The following is a 17,591-nucleotide window of genomic DNA, read 5'->3' as shown; positions in this document are numbered from 1 at the left end:
GGCATTCCGATACCAGGGATCGGAATCCTCATTGGAAACCTATGGGTCGACGGGCTTACGTTCGAGATCCCACCGAACTCCACCGAACCTCTGGAGACCGCACCATGTCGAAGATCCTGTTCGTGCTGACCGGCGTCGATCACTGGACGCTCGCCGACGGCACCCGCCACTCCACCGGCTTCTGGGCCGAGGAGGCCGTCGCCCCCTACCAGCGGTTCAAGGCCGAGGGCCATGAGATCGTCGTGGCCACGCCCGGCGGAGTCGTGCCCACCGTCGACCGGGGCAGCCTCGCCCCGGAGGTCAACGGCGGCCAGGAGGCCGCGGACGAGACCGCCCGGGCCCTCGACGCGATGACCGAGCTGAAGAACCCGGTCAGCCTGGCGGACGTCGACCTCGACGACTACGACGCCGTCTTCTACCCCGGCGGCCACGGCCCCATGGAGGACCTGGCGGTCGACGCCGTCTCCGGCCGGCTCCTCGTCGACGCCCTGGACTCCGGCAAGCCCCTCGGCGTGGTCTGCCACGGCCCGGCCGCACTGCTCGCCGCCACCCGCGAGGACGGCACCAACGCCTTCGCCGGCTACCGGATCGCCGCCTTCACCGACGCCGAGGAGACCCAGGCCGGGCTCGCCGGCAAGGCGAAGTGGCTGCTGCAGTCGCGGCTCGTGGAGGCGGGCGTGCACGTGGAGGCGGGCGAGCCCTGGGCGCCGCACGTCGTCGTCGACCGCAACGTGGTCACCGGACAGAACCCGGCCTCCTCGGCCCCGCTCGCGGCCGAGCTGCTGAAGAAGCTGAGCTGAGCGCGTCCCCGGGAACGGGCATCCAGGACCTCAACCTGGTCCGGACGTTCCTCGCCGTCTACCGCTCCGGCTCCTTCACCGCCGCCGCGCAGCTGCTGGGCATCTCCCAGCCCACGGTGACCACGCAGGTGAAGGCCCTGGAGCGGCAGTCGGGCCGCGAGCTCTTCGCCCGCCTGCCCAGGGGCGTCACGCCCACGCCGTACGCCCATGACCTGGCGGCGCGGATCGCGGGCCCGCTCGACGCGCTGCTGGCGGCCACCGGCCAGGGCCCTGCGGAGTCGGGCCCGCCCGCGCCGGTCCACCTCGCGGGCCCGGCCGAGCTCCTCTGCCTGCGTGTCCTGCCCGCGCTGGCCCCGCTGGTGGCGGAGGGCGTGCGGCTGCGGGTGACGCCCGGCCTGACGGATCCCCTGCTCGACGAGGTGCGCGCGGGCCGCCACGACCTGGTCCTGGCCACCACCCGCCCGCGCGGCCGTGCGCTGCTCGCCACCCCGCTGGCCGACGAGGAGTTCGTGCTGGTCGCCGCGCCGGTGTGGGCGGACCGCATCGGCGGCCGGGTGGCGGCCGAGGACCCCGGCGTCCTGCACACGGTCCCGCTGATCGCGTACGCCGAGGACCTCCCCATCCTCCGCCGCTACTGGCGCCATGTCTTCGGCCGGCGCCTGAACTGCCGCGCCGCCGTCACCATGCCGGACCTGCGCGGCGTCCTGACGGCGGTCACCGCGGGCGCGGGCTTCTCGGTCCTGCCCCGCTACCTGTGCGAGCAGGAACTCGCTGCGGGCGCCCTCACCCTCCTGCACGACCCCGAGGACGCACCGATCAACACGGCGTACGTGGTCCAGCGCCCGGGACCGGCCGACAACCCCCATGTCGCCCTGGTGCGCGACGCCTTGCTGCGCGTGGGCCCCACCTGGTGACACAGTGGCGGGGCCCACGCTCCCGGGTCAGCCCGCGGTGCAGCTGACCGTGGGCCAGGTGCGGTTGCCGTTGTGCTGGATGGTGACGCCCCAGTTGTTGCCGCTGCCGTTGGGCTTGGCGGTCAGCACTTGTGAACTGGGGTAACCGGCACTGACGTTCCAGGTGGAGAGGACCCTCGCGGGCGCGGGCACATTCATCGTGACGGTCCAGTTGCCGGACCCGGTGACCGAGACGTTGAGGTTGTAGCGGTCGCTCCACTGCTGGCCGGCGGAGAGCGTTGCCGTACAGCTACTGCCGCCGCCTCCGCCCCCGCCGCCCGTGGGGGCCACCGCGCGGCCGGTCGCCGGGGAGATCATCCCGGCGCACAGGCCGCGTGCCGTCAGTCCCTGCGCGATGCGCGGGATCGCCGCCAGGGTGTTGGCGGACCAGTCGTGCATCAGCATGACCTGGCCGTTGGTGAGCCGTCCCGCGGCCGCCACGATCGCGTCGGTACCGGCGCCGTTCCAGTCCTGGGAGTCGACGTCCCAGATGACCTCGGTCAGACCGTACTTGGCGGCCACGGTCTTCACGGTCGCGTTGGTCTCCCCGTACGGCGGACGGAACAGCACCGGCGTACCGCCGCCCGCGTTGGCGATGGCCTGCTGGGTGCGGGAGAGCTCGGAGTCGATCTGCGCCTGGCTGAGCTGGGTCAGATGCGGGTGCGTGTAGCTGTGGTTGGCCACCCACATGCCCGCGTTCACCTGGGCGCGGACCTGAGCGGGGTTGGCGGCGGCGTACTGGCCCTGGTTGAACATCGTGGCCCGCAGGCCGTTCTGCGTGAGTGCGTTCAGCAGGGCCGGGGTGCTGCCGGAGGGGCCGTCGTCGAAGGTGAGGGCGACATAGCCGTTGCAGGTCGCGGCCTGTGCCGGGGCGGAGTTGGCGGTATGGACGGTGACCGTGCTTGCCACGGCGAGTGCGGCCACCGCCAGTTTCGCGAACAAGGGACGCATGATCGGGCCTCCTTCGCGGTCAGCTCGCCGTGCAGGAGACGGTGGGCCAGGTGTGGTTGCCGTTGTGCTGGATGGTGGCGCCCCAGTTGTTGCCACTGCCGTTGGGCTTGGCGGTCAGCACCTGCGAACTGGGGTAACTCGTGCTGACGTTCCAGGTGGAGAGGACCTTCGCCGGGGAGGGGACGTTCATGGTGACGGTCCAGTTGCTGGATCCGGTGACCGAGACGTTGAGGTTGTAGCGGTCGCTCCACTGCTGGCCGGCGGAGAGGGTGGCCGAGCAGCCGGTGCCGCCGCCCCCGCCCCCGCCGCCCGAATCGGTGCCGCCCACGGTGATGTTGGAGCTGCCGCTGCTCTGGTAGCCCTCGGTCGCCATGATCATGTAGTAGTTGAAGCTGCCGAGCGGCATTCCGGCGCGGGCCCACGCGTCGAAGTGGTTGCCGGTCGTGATGGCGCCGCCCGTCCGCTTCGACTGCCGGACGCTCCAGTACTGGTCGAAGGTCTTGGTGCCCTCGACGGAGGGGGCGTTGTACCGGGTGGTCTTGTAGATGTCGTACGTGCCGCCGTCGGTGGTGACCGTGCCCTTGAAGGTGCCGGTCGGGCGGTAGGTGCCCCAGTTGTCGACGATGTAGTACTCCACGAGCGGATTCGCGGTCCATCCGTAGAGCGTCAGGTAGGCGTTGCCGGACGGGTTGAAGGTGCCGGAGTAGTTCACGGTCCGGCGCGCGCCGTTGGCCCAGCCCTTGCCGGCGACGAAGTTGCCGGTGTTGCGCCAGCTGGTGCTGTAGTTGCCGCCGGAGCCGAGGTTCATGGAGACCGTGCCCTGGGCGTCGGTCCAGAACGAGTAGTAGTAGCCGTTGTTGGTACCGGTCTGGTTCGTGGTGACGACGGTGTCCGCGTGGGCGGTCACCGAGCCGATGGCGAGAAGCAGGACGGCACAGGCGCTGCTGATGAGCAGCCGGAGCCGTGCGAGTGAGTTCTCCATGCGCGGAGTGTTGGCCGGGGCACGTCAAGTGTCAATAGTTTCGTTTGCTGTTACGAAACATTCGAAAGCGTAATTACGCTGTAATCCCACGTCAGTTGCGCTTCCGATGACGCCGCACTTTTTTGCGGTGATCTTTGAAATGGGAAATCCGTCATCAATCCCGAAAGATTTCGGCGATGCGGCCGATCGCGCAAGCCGATCGCGCGGGCGGGCTAGGCGAGACGGGGCGTCTTGCCTGCCGGGCGGTGGAGGGGGTATGGTGCGGGAGTTGTTACTAGACGAGACGTCTCGTCTAGCCTTCTCGCCGAAAGAGGACCCACTTGTTCCATGCTCCCGAAGCACCCTCCCCCGCCGCCGTCGTCCCCCAGCTCACCGTCACCGACGTCAGCAAGCGCTACGGCACCCGCCTGGTGCTCGACCACGTGTCGTTCACCGTCCGCCCCGGTGAGCGGGCCGGGGTCGTCGGGGACAACGGCTCCGGCAAGTCCACGCTCCTGCGGCTGCTCGCGGGCGCCGTACCGCCCGACAACGGCGACCTCACCGTCGTGGCGCCCGGCGGGATCGGGCACCTGGCGCAGACCGTGGACCTGCCCGACACGGCCCGCGTCGGTGACGCCGTCGACCTGGCGCTGTCCGAACTGCGCACCCTGGAGCGCCGGCTGCGGGCGGCCGGCGCCGTCCTCGCCGACTCCTCGGCGTACGAGCGCTACGCCGCGCTGGAGGCGGAGTTCGAGGCACGCGGCGGCTACGACGCCGACCGCCGGGTCGACGTGACCCTGCGCCACCTGGGCGAGACGACGACCCTGGACCGCTCCCGCAGGCTCGGCACCCTCTCCGGCGGCCGGCGCTCACGGCTGGCCCTGGCGGCGACGCTGGCCTCCTCGCCGGAACTGCTCCTGCTCGACGAACCCACCAACGACCTGGACGACGAGGCGGTGGCCTGGCTGGAGGAGCGGCTGCGCGCCCACCGGGGCACACTCGTCGCCGTCACCCACGACCGCACCTTCCTGGACCGCGTGACGGACACCGTCCTGGAGGTGGACGGCGGATCCGTCCGCTGCTACGGCGACGGCTACGAGGGATACCTCACCGCCAAGGCCGCCGAACGCGCCCGGCAGGAACGGGAGCACGCGGAATGGCGGACGGAGGTGGCTCGCCAGGCCCGGCTCGCGACTCCCACATCGGGCGCCTGGACGCGATCCCGCGCAAGACGCCGAGGGCGTTCAGCGGGGCGGGCGCCTTCCGGGCCCGCTCCCGGGCGCACGGGGCGATGAGCCGGATCCGCAACGCGCGGGAACGGGTGCAGCGGCTGACGGAGAACCCGGTGCCCGCACCGCCGGAACCGCTGCGGTTCGCGGCGCGGATCGAGGGTGCGGCGCAGCAGGCGGTGGAGGTGGCCGATGTGCGGGTGCCCGGGCGCCTGCTGCTGGACTCCCTGCACGTGTCCGCGGGCGGACGCCTGCTGGTCACCGGCCCCAACGGCGCCGGGAAGACCACCCTGTTGCGGATCCTCGCCGGTGAGCTGACCCCGGAGCCCGGCGCGACGGTACGGCGACCCGCGCGGGTCGGTTTCCTGCGCCAGGTGGCAGCGCCGACGCCGGGCGAGGACGGCCTCTCCCTGCTGGCGGCCTTCGGGGAGGACCGGGCGGGGGAGCTGCTCTCGCTGGGCCTCTTCCGCGAGCCCGACCTAGACCGGCGGGTCCGGGACCTCTCCACGGGACAGCGCCGCCGCCTGGAACTGGCCCGCCTCCTCACCGAGCCGCACGACGCGCTCCTCCTGGACGAGCCGACGAACCACCTGGCACCGGCCCTGGTGGAGGACCTGCAAGGGGCCCTGGCCGACTACGCGGGAACAGTGATCACCGTGACGCACGACCGACGCCTGCGCGCGGCACTGCCGGGCCCCGTCCTGGAGCTGAGCCCGGTCTGACGTCAGGGGGGCGGCGCCGCACAGGACGGGGCGGGAGGCGCCGCACAGGACCGGGCCCGGCGGCGAGAACCGGCACGGCTCCGAACGTCCGAACGAGTGGACTCATCGGCACGCCGCCCCGCGGGCGCCTCGAAAGCGGGGCGGGCATGAACATGCTGCCCTCCGAGCCCATGACCCGGCCCCTGATCTGGAAGAGGCGCCATCCCATGAGACGTACCCCACCCCGCCGACTGCTCGCCGTGGCACTGCTCGCGGCCTCGCTGCTGAGCCCCCTCGCGGCCGCCCCCGCCACGGCCCAGCCGGCCCCGGCCGCCGTCCACCAAGTCAAGGCCCACTGCCCGCCGGGCGGCCTCGGTCACAAACTCACCGCCCGCCTGGACAAGGCCATCGCCGGGGTGCGCCGGGAGGCCGGCATCCCCGGGCTGACCGTCGGCCTGTGGATGCCGGGCAAGGGCAGCTACGTCCGCTCGACCGGCGTCGCCGACAAGGTCACCGGGGCGCCGATGCGGCCCGACCTGCACGCGCGGATCGGCAGCGAGACCAAGACCTTCACGGTCACCGCGCTGCTCCAGCTCGTCGACGACGGCCGGGTCCGCCTGGACGACCCGATCGCGAAGTACATCCGCGGCGTCCCCGACGGCCGCCGCATCACCCTCCGCCACCTCGCCGAGATGCGCAGCGGCCTGTTCTCCTACACCGAGGACGACGACTTCGTGCAGGCGCTGCTGAGCGACCCGAGGCGCCCCTACACCCCGCGCGAGCTGCTCTCGTACGCCTTCAAGCACCCGAACAACGCCCCGCCGAACACGACGTTCGAGTACTCCAACACCAACATCGTGCTGCTCGGCCTGGTGATCGAGAAGGTCACCGGACGTCACCTCGCCGACGTCATCCACCGGCGCGTGCTGCGGCCCGCGGGCATGCACCGCACCCTGTTCCCGCACGGCGCGGAGTTCCCCGAGCCGCACGCCCACGGGTACACCAACCAGACCCTGAGCGGTGAGGTCGAGGACGCCACCGACTGGAACCCCAGCTGGGCCTGGGCGGCGGGCGCGATGATCTCCGACCTCCAGGACCTGCGCCGCTGGGCCCCCATCCTCGCCACCGGCAAGCTCCTCAGCCCGGAGACCCAGAAGCAGCGCCTCAAGACGCTCCCGACCGGCCACCCCGGCACCAGCTACGGCCTGGGCATCGTCAACTCCGGCGGCTGGATCGGCCACAACGGCTCCCTGCCCGGCTACGAGACCGTGACGGTCTACCTGCCGTCGAAGAAGGCCACGCTGGTCCTCATCATGAACACGGACGTCCTCCACGAGGGCCAGGAACCCTCCTCCCTCGTCGCCCGGGCGATCACGGAGATCGTGACCCCGAAGAACATCTACGACCGTCCCGCACCCCTGAACTAGCCAAGCCCGGCCGCCTGTTGCCCCGGCCCCCGATTCCTCGTGCACGGCTATGGGAAGTTCCGGGGTGCGTCGTTACCCTCCGCCCATGATTCCCACGGTGGTCTGGGGCACAGGCAACGTCGGGCGCGCGGCCGTACGGGCCGTCGCGGCACATCCGATGCTCCGCCTGGTGGCCGTACTGGTCTCCACTGCCGCCAAGGTCGGCAAGGACGCGGGCGAACTCGGCGGCCTCGGCCGGAACCTCGGCGTGACGGCGACGGACGACGTGGACGGCGTCCTCTCCGCAGGCCCACGCGCGGTCGTGTACGCCGCCTCGGGCGACGTACGCCCGGACGGCGCGATCGAGGACATCGGCCGGGCCCTGCGCGCCGGCGCCGTCGTCGTCACACCGTCCCTGTACGGCATGTACGACTGCACCAACGCACCCGAGGAGATCCGCGGCGGCCTCCTCGACGCCGCCAGGGCCGGGGGCGGCTCCCTGTTCGTCTCCGGGGTGGATCCCGGGTGGGCCAACGACGTACTCCCGCTGCTGGTCAGCGGACTGGGTTCGGACATCGACGCGGTCCGCTGCCAGGAGGTCTTCGACTACTCCACGTACGACCAGGAGGAAGCGGTCCGCCAGCTGATCGGCATGGGGCACCCGCTGGACCACCAGCCGCTGATGCTCGCCGAGGGCATTCCGACGATGATCTGGGGCGGCCAGCTGCGGATGATGGCCCGCGCTCTGGGCGCCGAACTGGACGGCATCGAGGAGTACGTGGAGCGCCGGCCGCTCGACACGTCCGTCCGCACCGACACGATGGGGGAGTTCGCGGCCGGTACCCAGGGGGCGGTGCGTCTCGAGGTGCGCGGCATGGTGGCGGGCGAGCCCCGGCTCGTCGTCGAGCATGTCACCCGTATCCACGCCGACTGCGCCCCGGACTGGCCGGTGCCGCCCGGCGGCGGCGCGGGCGCACACCGCGTGATCATCGAGGGCCGCCCCCGCATCGAGGTCACGGTCGAGGCCACGGACGAGGGCGACAACAGGGCCGCAGGCGGCAACGCCACGGCGGCCGGCCGCCTGGTGAACGCCATCGACTGGCTCGTAGAGGCCGAACCGGGCCTCTACGACGCCCTCGACGTCCCGCTGCGCCCCGCCGTGGGCCGACTCGGAAAGAGGTGACCATGCGCATCGACATCCCCGAGGGCGCCGAGCCCCTCGCGTACGTCTGGGGCGAGCTGGTGCCCGGGATCGGCCCGGCGGCCAGTGCCTTCTCCCTCGCCGTCTACGAGCACAGCACCCTCGGCCTGCGCGAGTTCGAGGCCGCCCGGCTGCGCGTCGCGCAGATCAACGGCTGCCTGTTCTGCCTGGACTGGCGCACCGAACGCGCCGGGCAGAAGGTCGAGGAGGGCTTCCTCGACGCGGTCGCCCGGTGGCGTACGACGGACGCCTTCGACGACCGGACCCGGCTGGCCGCCGAGTACGCGGAGCGCTACGCCCTCGACCATCACGGCCTGGACGGGGAGTTCTGGGAACGGATGACGGCGCACTACAGCCAGGCGGAGATCGTGGAGCTGAGCATGAGCATCGGCTCCTGGCTGGCGTTCGGCCGCCTCAACCATGTGCTGGGGCTGGACAGCGCCTGCGTACTGCCGTCGGCGCGCGGTTGAAGGGAGCGGGACAAGGGTGTGGGGCAAGCGCGTGGGGCAAGGGTGTGGGCCGGGACCCGGAGGCCCCGGCCCACAGTGATGGACGGATCCCGGAAGGATCGGCTCAGAAATCCTCGGCGATGATCTTCTCGATGTTGCGCTCGGCGAGCGCGGTGATGGTCACGAACGGATTGACGGAGACGTTGCCGGGAATGAGCGCGCCGTCCATCACGTACAGCCCCGTATAGCCGTGCAGGCGCCCGTAGTTGTCGGTCGCCCGGTTGAGGACCGCGCCACCGAGCGGGTGGTACGTGAGATGGTCGCCCCAGATCTTGTAGGCGCCGAAGAGGTCCGTGCGGTAGATGGTCCCCTCGGTGGCGTTGATCTTGTCGAAGATCGTCTTCGCCATGGTGATCGACGGCTGCTTCCAGGCCGTCTGCCAGTTCAGCTCCACCTTCCCGGCCGCCGCGTTCCAGGTGAACCGGCCGCGGTGGGGGTTGTTGGTGATCGACAGGTAGAACGACGCCCAGGTCTCGATGCCGGTCGGCAGCGGCGCCACCTCGGCGAACGCCCCGCCCGCGGCCCAGTTGTCGATGCCCGCCGTCGGGATCGACGACTGCAGTGCGCCGGTCGGGTCCCACAGGTGGTTGGCCCGGCCGCACATGACGTTGCCGTTCTCGCCCCAGCCGGCGCCGATCTCGCCGTTGAGGTTCGGCAGTGCGCCCGTGGCCTTCAGCCGGACCAGCAGCTTGCTGGTGCCGACGCTGCCCGCGGCGAAGAACACCCGCCGCGCCCGTACCGTCCTGGTCGCGACGACGGCGCCGCCCGTGTCGAGTTGCTCCAGGGTGACGGCGTAGCCGCCTTGGGCGGGCGTGACACCGGTGACCCGGTGCAGCGGTGAGATGCCGACGCGTCCGGTCGCGCGGGCCTGCGCGAGGTACGTCTTCGGCAAGGACTTCTTGCCGTGGTTGTTGCCGTACAGGATCTCGCCGGCCAGGGCCGACTTGGGCACCGCTCCCGCGGCCTCCCGCTTCATGTAGTCCCAGTCGTAGACATTGGGCACGAACAGGAAGCGGAAACCGGACCGTGCCGCGTGCTTGCGGCCGACGCGGGCGTACCCGTAGCACTCCGTGGTGTCGAACCAGGCGGGGTCGATGCCGCTGACCCCCAGGGTGCTGTTGGCGCGCGGGTAGTAGACGTCGTACATCTCGTCGACGTCGACGGAGGGCAGGATCCCGGGGAAGCGGGAGCGCGGTGGCGTGACCGCCATCCCGCCGTTGACGAGCGACCCGCCCCCGACGCCCCGCCCCTGGTACACGACGATCCCGCCCATGTCCTCGGCGTCCAGGATCCCCGTGTACCGCGGCACGTCCTTGTCGATCGGGAAGCCGAGGAAGTTGCTCAGCGGCTGCCTGGTCCGGGTGCGGAGCCAGAAGGACCGGTAGTCCGGGCTGGTGGTGTTGGCGAAGACCTTGCCGTCCGTCCCCGGGGTGTCCCAGGCCATGCCCATTTCCACCATACGGACGTTCACCCCGGCCTGGGCGAGCCGCAGCGCGGTGACGCAGCCGCCGTATCCGGTGCCGATGACAAGAGCGTCGACCTGCTCGTCGAGAGGGAGCGCCGCGGCGGCGGGCAGATCAATCGCCCCCAATGCGACGGCACCAAAAATAGAACCAGTTCTACCAATGAAACGTCGTCGGGAGAACTCTCTTCCTTCCGGTCTGACGCCTGATCCAGATGTCACGTAGATCCCCTTTCTCTTTTCTCAATCGAAACGGGTTCTACTGAAATCAACCAAACAAGTCACGAGAAACCTGCCGGTAACTTGAACGCTGTACAGAGCCCTTTGCGGCGTCGACGAGAACCCATCCGGCCGGTGCCGACCGCGCACCCATGACCCCAAGGGCTGAAGATGGTCGAAACGTACGCAAAAACCGCGGAGGCGTGGCGATGCGCGGCAACGTCGAGAACGACGAGGACTCCGTCGAGGACTACGACGACGAATACGGTGACGAAGTCGACGCCGAGGACGGTGACGAGTACGCCGATCCCGAGGCGTACGACGAGGAGGACGCAGCCGGTGCGAGCCCTGATGTCTTCCTCGACGTTCCGATCCTGAAGGTCGACGAGATCGATCTGGACGTCGAGGATCTGCGGGCGCATGTCTCGCTGCAGGCCGAGGTGCTGGATCTGCTCAAACTGAACGTGGGCGCCGACGTCTCGCTCGGCCGGGTACACCTGGGCATCTCGGGTGTCGAGGCACAGGCCCAGCTCACGGTGCGTCTCCACAACGTCGCGAAGATCATCGACCGCGTGCTCACCACGCTCGACCGCAACCCGGAGATCCTGCACGAGCTGGCACGTGGAGTCGGGTCCGCCGTACAGGACGTCGGCAGCGGAGCCCGCCAGGCCGTGGGGGAGCTGGGCACGGGTGCCGGAAGGGCCGTCCAGGAGGTCGGCTCGGGCGCGGGAGCCGCCGTACGGGACGTCGGCCAGGGAGCCGGGGCTGCCGTCCAGGACGTGGGGCGGGGCGCAGGGGCTGCTGTGCAGGACGTGGGGCGGGGCGCCGGTGCCGCCGTACAGGAGGTCGGTGAGGGAGCCGGCGGGGCCGTTCGGGACGTGGGGGGTGGTGCCGGGCGGGCGGTGGAGGGCGTCGGCGGTGGTGCCGGGCGGGCGGTGGAGGGCGTCGGCAGTGGTGCCGGGCGAGCGGTGGAGGATGTCGGCCATGAGACGAGCCGGACCGTCGGAAACGCCGGCGAGGCGGTGGGCAGTACCGCCGGGAGCGTGGCCGGGCAGGCCGGGGGTGTGACGGAAGCGGCAGGCGACACGGCACAGGGCGGCGTCAACGCCGTAGCGGACGCTGCCGCTGCCGCTGCCGCTGCCGTTGCCACTGACGAGACGGCGAACGCCCCCGCTGAACGCACCGAGCCGGCCGAGCCGCGCGCGGCGCGCAAGGGCGCGGAGGGAGAGCGGGGCCGGGCCGGCCGGAGCCAAGGCGGCACCCGCACGCGCCGGGTGCGAGGAGAGGACGGGAAGCTGCCGCCGAGATCCAGTCGCGCCCGTACCGACAGGGAGCCGAAGGAGCCGCCCTGAACCCGAGGGGCGGGAGCCGGGAGCCCGGCCGGGGACATCTCGTTCCGCTCGACGGTCCACGCCGAACGGCTCCGCTTCACGGAGGAACCCCAGACGCTCGTTCGCTTCCCCGGCACCGGGAAGCGAGAGTCGACGAGCCACACCGACCGGACCCATCTACCGGACCCGGTCGTCCCCGGCCAGGAATACGAGGACGTCACCGTCGCCTACCACCTCGCAACCCGGCTCACCGGGGAACCGGAGACCGGAAGGAACGGCGACGACGACACGGCCGGGTGACGGGCACAGTCGTCAGCCGACGGCCTCGCTCCCGAGATCGGTGGAGGCGGTCAACGAGTGGGCCGCCGCCCTGAGATCGTTCTCCCACCCCAGGACTTCGTCCGCGCCCATCCATTCGCTGTACTGGGCTGCGACGGACAGGAACCGTGTCTCCTCCGGGGTGCGGGCCGCGAGCGCCCTGGACAGCCGGTCGACCACGCCCTTGGGGCTCAGCTCGGCATGTACGAGACCGCCCGCGAGGCCCACGAGGAGCCGGCGGCCGGCTGTCTCCTCGTCGGGAAGGGGTACGCCGAGTTCGTGCATGGCCTGGACGTACAGTTCGCGGATCTCGCTCGCGTCGCTCCTGCGTGGCAGGCCGGCCAGTTCGCGCAGGGCGGGGGAATCGTGCCCGTCGACGAGCGCATGAGCAGCGAGCATGGGGAGTTCCTCGGGCGGGAGTACCTCCGCCACATACTGCCAAGCGCTGCGCCCCAACCGGTCCATGCACTCATCGTGAGAGCAACAAGACTTCCTGGCGACCTGATTACCGACCATCCCGCACAGCAAAAAGGCCCGGGTCGATGACCTGGGCCTTCTCCATGGAGCGGGTGACGAGAATCGAACTCGCGCTCTCAGCTTGGGAAGCTGATGTTCTACCATTAAACTACACCCGCGTAAGACGCCGACCGGAGTCGGTGTCGAATGCTCGCTCACTCTACCTCATGGCAGACCCCCGGTGCTCAGGCCGCGGGGTCTGACGGCGTTTCAGGGATGAGATGCGGCTGCGGGGGAACGGAGTTGGGGGCGTACGGTGGTGGCGTGGGAGACGGTGCGGGCGGGTCGGAGTGCCGCCTGGAGAGCCGTCCCTTTCATCCCGTAATGTGGGCTTTCGGCGCCCGGCGGGCAGCAGCCGGGTGCGGCTCTTGGGGAAGGGACTCGAAGGACTTGATGGAGCGCACCGTCGTCCGTTGTGCCGATGGGCACGTATTCAGCACCGCCTCGTTCCCGATGCAGCAGGCCGAGCGGCTCGGTCCCGGACGACTGGTCCGGTGTCCGCGCTGTGCCCGGCTCCGCAGTGTCGTGCCGGTGGCGTTGGAGATCGGCAGCAAGCGGTAGCAGGCCGGAGCAGCAGAGCAAGGGCGCAGGCGCGCGGTGCCGTCCGATTCGGTCGGTCCGCGCGCCTTGCGTATCCTCGGGACGTGCTTCTCTCAGACAAGGACATCCGGGCCGAGATCGACGCCGGGCGGGTACGGATCGATCCCTACGACCAGACCATGGTGCAGCCGTCCAGCATCGACGTGCGCCTGGACCGGTACTTCCGGGTGTTCGAGAACCACCGGTACCCCCACATCGACCCCTCCATCGAGCAGGCCGACCTCACACGGCTCGTGGAGCCCGAGGGCGACGAGCCGTTCATCCTCCATCCCGGGGAGTTCGTGCTCGCCTCCACCTACGAGGTCATCTCGCTGCCCGACGACCTCGCCTCGCGGCTGGAGGGCAAGAGCTCCCTCGGGCGGCTCGGGCTCGTCACGCACTCCACGGCCGGGTTCATCGACCCCGGGTTCTCCGGGCACGTCACCCTGGAGCTCAGCAACCTCGCCACGCTCCCCATCAAGCTCTGGCCCGGGATGAAGATCGGGCAGCTGTGCATGTTCCGGCTCAGCTCGCCCGCGGAGTTCCCCTACGGCAGCGAGCGGTACGGATCCCGGTACCAGGGGCAGCGCGGCCCGACCGCCTCCCGGTCCTTCCTGAACTTCCATCGGACCCAGGTGTGAGCATGAGCGACATACGGGAGAACCTCACCTACGAGGCGTTCGGCACCGCCATCCGCGAACTCGCCCAGACCATCGCCGACGACGGCTACGAGCCCGACATCGTGCTGTCCATCGCGCGCGGCGGTGTCTTCGTCGCCGGCGGGCTCGCCTACGCCCTCGACTGCAAGAACATCCACCTGGTGAACGTCGAGTTCTACACCGGGGTCGGCACCACGCTGGACATGCCCGTCATGCTCGCGCCCGTGCCGAACGCCATCGACTTCTCCGACAAGAAGATCCTGATCACCGACGACGTCGCCGACACCGGCAAGACGCTGAAGCTGGTGCACGACTTCTGCCTCGACCACGTCGCCGAGGTCCGCTCCGCGGTCGTCTACGAGAAGTCCCACTCCCTCGTGAAGTGCGAGTACGTGTGGAAGCGGACCGACGACTGGATCAACTTCCCGTGGAGCGTCCTGCCGCCGGTCAGCAGGTCGGGGGAAGCGGTCAAGGAAAACCGGGAAGCGCTCTGATCTGCGGTCACGTAGTCTTCCGCTGATCAACGCATACTCCCTGGGGGGATCTTCATGCGCGCAGCCATGCGCTTCGCCGTGCTCGGAACCAGCGTCGCGCTGGTCGCCGGCGCGACCGGTGCCACCGCCCGGGCGGAGGACGGTGGCTCGGGCGACATCACGATCGACAAGGTCGTCGTCAACGGCGGCAAGCCGGTCGTGGTCGGCACCACCAACGTCGTGTCCGCCAAGGTCTCCGTGACCGCCTCGGACGACTCGGGCATCGACGAGACCACGTACATCAGCGCGTACGGTCCGACGCCGAACTACGACCAGATCTGGTACGACGAAGGCGAGATCACCTGCGTCAAGGTGAGCGCCACCACCTCGACCTGCACGGGCACGCTGACGTTCGACCCGCAGGGCGGCTCCGCCATCAACGGCAACAACGCGGCGGCCACCTGGAGGATCAGGACCCTGGTCTCGGCCATCGACCTCGACTACATCCACCGGGACGCGGCCACCACGTTCCAGGTGCAGCGCTACTCGAAGCTGACGGTCAACGCCTCGCCGGAGCCGGTGAAGAAGGGCCGGACCATCACGGTCACCGGCAAGCTCTCCCGGGCCAACTGGGACGACAACCTGTACCACGGTTACGCCGACCAGTCGGTGAAGCTGCAGTTCCGCAAGAAGGGCAGCAGCACCTACACCACGGTGAAGACGATCAAGTCCAGCTCGACGGGCACCCTCAAGACGAGCGTCACCGCTTCCACCGACGGCTACTTCCGCTACAGCTTCGCGGGCACGAGCACGACCCCGGCGGTCAGCGCGGCCGGCGACTTCGTCGACGTCCAATAGCAGATACGGCAGCAAGAAAAGGGCCCCCGGCGTGCAGCGCCGGGGGCCCTTTTCGTACGTATGTCCTAGAACGTGCCCAGCTTCACGATCGACAGCAGGGCCACCAGCTGGATCGCGGACGCGCCCAGCGCCTTCGGCCACGGCAGGTCGTGGGAGCGGCTGACCATCACCGTCAGCAGGGCGCCGGCCGCCACCCAGGTCGCCCACCCGAGGAGCTGGACGAAGGCCGCGTCGCCGCCGAAGAACATGGCCACGACCAGGCGGGGGGTGTCCGTCAGCGACATGATCAGCATCGACAGGCCGACCGTCGGCTGCCAGGCGCCGTTGCCGCCGATCTGGCGCGCCAGGGTGTGGGTGACCACGCCCAGGATGAAGGCGGACAGGACCATGGCGATCGCCGTGGTCAGCACGATCGGGACCGCGTTGGACAGGGTCGCGTTGATCGCGTCCTCGCGGGCGCCGTCGAAGCCGAAGACCGCGAGCAGGCCGTAGAGGAACGTCACGATCAGGGCGGGGCCCCACATCGCGTAGTCCCGCATCTGGAGGAAGGTCCTGGCGGGGGACAGGACGATGCCCCTCAGGAGGTCCTTCCAGTGCAGGCGGGGGCCCACGGGGGCCACGCCGGCGTGGTAGGTCTGCCCCTGGGAGTAGGCGTCGTCGTGGACCGAGAACGCCTGGGTGTGGCCAGGGTTGTTCGCCGCGTACGGGTCCGGGCCCTGCGGGTGGTGTGCGCCACCGTCGCCGAAGTACTCCGGCTCGCCATGACCGCCGTAACCGCCGCCATGGGCGCCGCCCTGGCCGCCGTAGCCCTGGCCATGGCCCTGGCCGCCGTAGCCGCCGGGGTACGGCTGCTGCGGCGGCGGGGGGTAGCCCTGCGACGGCCCCTGCTGCCCGTACGGAGGTTGTTGCCCTCGCGTTTGCGGGGCCCGGTTGTCCCGGCCGCCGCGTCCGATCCTGAATCCAGCCACGTCTTCGAACGTACCTGGTCCCGGAGAGTGACGTGCCGGGCCCGGGCTTCCGGGCCCGGCTTTGCGGCCGAGCTGTGACATCCCCTAAGGGGGGACTGGGGGTTGAGTCAGGGCCGCGGGGTCAGGGCCGCCGGGGGTCAGTCCGCGAAGGTTCCGCCGAGTTCCGGCAGGACGAAGGCGCCGGTGGCCGTCGGGGTGCCGGTGGCGCCGCGCAGGACCAGCGCGGTGCCCGCCGCTCCGATGCCGAGGTCGGCCTTGCCGTCCTTGGTGAGGTCGCGCAGGCGCAGGGTGTACCCGAAGGCGGAGTGGGACTCCGCCGGGCCGGTCACGGTCTGCGGGATCCAGGCGGAGCGCATGCCGTCCAGGCCGCCGGAGCCGCCGCGGAACAGGGTCACCCCGCCCTGGTCCTCCTTGCCGCTGACGTCCTCGTGCGGAACGCCGACCGCGAGGTCCGCGTAGCCGTCGCCGTTCACGTCGCCGGCCGAGAGGGCGTAGCCGAAGTTGTCGCCCGCCTCGGCGCTGCCGGAGACGCCGGAGCTGGCCTGGTTGTACATCGCCGAGCCGCTCGGGCCGGCGGAGGCGCCGCGCCAGACGAGCACGGAGCCCTTGCCGTCGTGGGAGTCGGGCCTGCCGAAGGCGATGTCGCCGTAGCCGTTCTTGTCGAAGTCGCCGATCGCGGCGGTCGTGGCGGTGACCGTCTTGGACGGGCCGGAGGTCAGGCCGCCCGAGGCGCCCTTGAGGTACCAGGCGCGCTCGACGGGCTGACCGTCGACGAACTGCTCGCCGAGGACGACCAGGTCGGTCCTGCCGTCGCCGTTGACCTTGCCGGCGGCGAGGCTGTACGAGTACCAGCCCGCCCCCTCCTTGTCGATCTCGCTGACGGCGCCGGTCGTGCCGGACTTGGTGAAGCCGCCGCGGTACAGCCAGGTCTCGCCGCCGCCGACCACCGCGAGGTCGGGCGAGCCGTCGCCGTTGAAGTCGCCGGTGGCGAGGTCGCGCCCGAAGTGACCCTGGGCGCCGGACTTCAAGGCCAGGTTGGTGCCGCCGGACAGGCCGGAGGCGGAGCCCCAGACGACGGTGACCGCGCCGCGGTACTGCTGGCTCCCGACGTGCTCGGTGGGGTTGCCGACGATCAGGTCCGCGTAGCCGTCCTTGTTCAGGTCGGCACTGGCGAGGGAGGCGCCGAACTGGTCGTCCTCCTCGTCGGTGCCGGGGATGCCGGCGGTGTCCTGGTGGATGGCCTTCGGGTGCGCGGTGTCGAGGCCGCTCGCGGTGCCGTAGACGACGGTGACGGTGCCGCCGGACTGGCCGACGGCGTTGTAGCCGCCGTACGCCACGTCGCGGTGGCCGTCGCCGTTGAAGTCGTCGTAGTGCTTGGCGACGGCCGCCGTGGCGGGGGCGGTGAGGAACAGCGGCGTGACGCCGGTGGCGAGGAGGGCCGCGGCGAGTGCGGCGGCGGTGCGTCGGGACATGACGGGGGTCTCCTGACGGGCTCGG

15 protein-coding genes, 1 tRNA gene and 1 pseudogene are annotated in these 17,591 nt (G+C 70.6%); 10 read left to right on the top strand and 7 right to left on the bottom strand.

Annotated features, from left to right (window positions below):
* Nucleotides 1-104: 104 nt before the first annotated feature.
* Nucleotides 105-800, top strand: coding sequence for a type 1 glutamine amidotransferase domain-containing protein (locus tag M8H82_RS27610; protein WP_250077770.1), 696 nt, complete (start codon nucleotides 105-107; stop codon nucleotides 798-800).
* Nucleotides 797-1,714, top strand: coding sequence for a LysR family transcriptional regulator (locus M8H82_RS27605; protein WP_250077809.1), 918 nt, complete (start codon nucleotides 797-799; stop codon nucleotides 1,712-1,714). Before M8H82_RS27610 ends, M8H82_RS27605 begins: the two co-directional genes overlap by 4 nt.
* 27 nt (nucleotides 1,715-1,741) lie before the next feature.
* Here the strand turns inward: M8H82_RS27605 and M8H82_RS27600 are convergent, their stop codons facing one another.
* Both M8H82_RS27600 and M8H82_RS27595 read right to left on the bottom strand, forming a co-directional pair.
* On the bottom strand, nucleotides 1,742-2,704 hold the full coding sequence (locus M8H82_RS27600) for a polysaccharide deacetylase family protein (protein WP_250077769.1): 963 nt from the start codon (nucleotides 2,702-2,704) through the stop codon (nucleotides 1,742-1,744).
* A 19-nt stretch (nucleotides 2,705-2,723) separates the two neighbouring features.
* Entirely contained in the window at nucleotides 2,724-3,686 is a 963-nt protein-coding gene (locus M8H82_RS27595; protein WP_250077768.1) for a glycoside hydrolase family 11 protein, read from the bottom strand.
* 320 nt (nucleotides 3,687-4,006) lie between these two features.
* Here M8H82_RS27595 and abc-f point away from each other — a divergent pair.
* From abc-f to M8H82_RS27575, 4 genes and pseudogenes are all read left to right on the top strand, one after another.
* Nucleotides 4,007-5,616, top strand: a pseudogene (abc-f, locus tag M8H82_RS27590) (ribosomal protection-like ABC-F family protein).
* A 206-nt stretch (nucleotides 5,617-5,822) separates the two neighbouring features.
* The gene (locus tag M8H82_RS27585; protein WP_250077767.1) at nucleotides 5,823-7,022 is read left to right on the top strand and encodes a serine hydrolase; all 1,200 of its coding nucleotides are present in this window, start codon (nucleotides 5,823-5,825) and stop codon (nucleotides 7,020-7,022) included.
* Between the two features lie 85 nt (nucleotides 7,023-7,107).
* Complete coding sequence (locus M8H82_RS27580; protein WP_250077766.1) at nucleotides 7,108-8,184, top strand: dihydrodipicolinate reductase; 1,077 nt, start codon at nucleotides 7,108-7,110, stop codon at nucleotides 8,182-8,184.
* A gap of 2 nt (nucleotides 8,185-8,186) precedes the next feature.
* Nucleotides 8,187-8,672, top strand: a complete 486-nt coding sequence (locus M8H82_RS27575) for a carboxymuconolactone decarboxylase family protein (RefSeq protein WP_250077765.1) — start codon at nucleotides 8,187-8,189, stop codon at nucleotides 8,670-8,672.
* Between the two features lie 103 nt (nucleotides 8,673-8,775).
* Here M8H82_RS27575 and M8H82_RS27570 read toward each other — a convergent pair whose 3' ends face one another.
* A complete protein-coding gene (locus M8H82_RS27570) occupies nucleotides 8,776-10,293 on the bottom strand; it encodes a GMC oxidoreductase (RefSeq protein WP_308293283.1) in 1,518 nt (505 codons plus the stop codon).
* 308 nt (nucleotides 10,294-10,601) lie between these two features.
* On the opposite strand from M8H82_RS27570, the gene M8H82_RS27565 reads away from it, so the two are divergent.
* Nucleotides 10,602-11,744 (top strand): hypothetical protein, encoded by a 1,143-nt coding sequence (locus M8H82_RS27565; RefSeq protein WP_250077763.1) that lies wholly within the window; start codon nucleotides 10,602-10,604, stop codon nucleotides 11,742-11,744.
* Between the two features lie 291 nt (nucleotides 11,745-12,035).
* Here M8H82_RS27565 and M8H82_RS27560 read toward each other — a convergent pair whose 3' ends face one another.
* Nucleotides 12,036-12,440 carry a hypothetical protein gene (locus M8H82_RS27560; protein WP_250077762.1) on the bottom strand — a complete coding sequence of 135 codons (405 nt, stop codon included), beginning with the start codon at nucleotides 12,438-12,440 and terminating at the stop codon, nucleotides 12,036-12,038.
* A 162-nt stretch (nucleotides 12,441-12,602) separates the two neighbouring features.
* Nucleotides 12,603-12,676, bottom strand: a tRNA-Gly gene (locus M8H82_RS27555).
* A 525-nt stretch (nucleotides 12,677-13,201) separates the two neighbouring features.
* On the opposite strand from M8H82_RS27555, the gene dcd reads away from it, so the two are divergent.
* Genes dcd through M8H82_RS27540 form a run of 3 tightly spaced genes read left to right on the top strand, consistent with a single transcriptional unit; the run spans nucleotide 13,202 to nucleotide 15,126 of the window.
* Nucleotides 13,202-13,777 carry a dCTP deaminase gene (dcd, locus tag M8H82_RS27550; RefSeq protein WP_250077761.1) on the top strand — a complete coding sequence of 192 codons (576 nt, stop codon included), beginning with the start codon at nucleotides 13,202-13,204 and terminating at the stop codon, nucleotides 13,775-13,777.
* Nucleotides 13,778-13,779: 2 nt separating this feature from the next.
* Nucleotides 13,780-14,289: a phosphoribosyltransferase gene (locus tag M8H82_RS27545; protein ID WP_250077760.1), complete on the top strand. Its 510-nt coding sequence runs from the start codon at nucleotides 13,780-13,782 to the stop codon at nucleotides 14,287-14,289.
* A 54-nt stretch (nucleotides 14,290-14,343) separates the two neighbouring features.
* Complete coding sequence (locus tag M8H82_RS27540; RefSeq protein WP_250077759.1) at nucleotides 14,344-15,126, top strand: calcium-binding protein; 783 nt, start codon at nucleotides 14,344-14,346, stop codon at nucleotides 15,124-15,126.
* Nucleotides 15,127-15,191: 65 nt separating this feature from the next.
* On the opposite strand, the gene M8H82_RS27535 is transcribed toward M8H82_RS27540, so the two are convergent.
* Together M8H82_RS27535 and M8H82_RS27530 are read right to left on the bottom strand one after the other, a co-directional pair.
* Nucleotides 15,192-16,175 (bottom strand): Yip1 family protein, encoded by a 984-nt coding sequence (locus M8H82_RS27535; protein WP_250077758.1) that lies wholly within the window; start codon nucleotides 16,173-16,175, stop codon nucleotides 15,192-15,194.
* Nucleotides 16,176-16,231: 56 nt separating this feature from the next.
* Nucleotides 16,232-17,566, bottom strand: coding sequence for an FG-GAP and VCBS repeat-containing protein (locus tag M8H82_RS27530; RefSeq protein ID WP_250077757.1), 1,335 nt, complete (start codon nucleotides 17,564-17,566; stop codon nucleotides 16,232-16,234).
* Nucleotides 17,567-17,591: the final 25 nt, after the last annotated feature.

The sequence above is a fragment of the Streptomyces sp. YS415 genome (assembly GCF_023544665.1).
GTDB lineage: Bacteria > Actinomycetota > Actinomycetes > Streptomycetales > Streptomycetaceae > Streptomyces.
Note: the sequence above shows the minus strand (reverse complement) of the source record. Positions and strands in the feature narration are given on the sequence as shown.